General features: G+C 46.8%; 1 protein-coding gene. It reads right to left on the bottom strand.

Features of this window, described 5'->3' with window-relative positions; genetic code table 11:
- The coding region (locus J8281_RS19315; RefSeq protein WP_210199269.1) for a hypothetical protein at positions 1 to 346 on the bottom strand (346 nt) is incomplete at both ends.

Here is a 346-nt window from a genome sequence, read left to right as displayed (position 1 = left end):
CATCTAAACTCCCATCGGGATCATTATCTACACCATTACCGTTGTTGGCAGTAGGGTCCAAACGTGCCGTAGTACCTGGTACATTAGCGCTGCTTAGATCATCTTGCGCCACGGGCGGTTGTGCACTGTAATCAAGTGTTATTGTGGCTTGATTAGATCGGTTACCATCATTATCTGCTACTGTGTATTGAATAGGTGTAGGATCTCCTGTAAATGCTCCCGTACAACTCGCATCTGGAGTACCTGCTGCAGTACATGGCGTAAAAGTAATGGCTCCTGTTGTGGTATTTACACTCCAAACGCCTTCTCCTGGTGCTACTAAATCATCACCGGGAGTTGATGTTCC

The sequence above is a fragment of the Aquimarina sp. U1-2 genome, from assembly GCF_017897595.1.
Lineage (GTDB): Bacteria > Bacteroidota > Bacteroidia > Flavobacteriales > Flavobacteriaceae > Aquimarina.
Note: the sequence above shows the minus strand (reverse complement) of the source record. Positions and strands in the feature narration are given on the sequence as shown.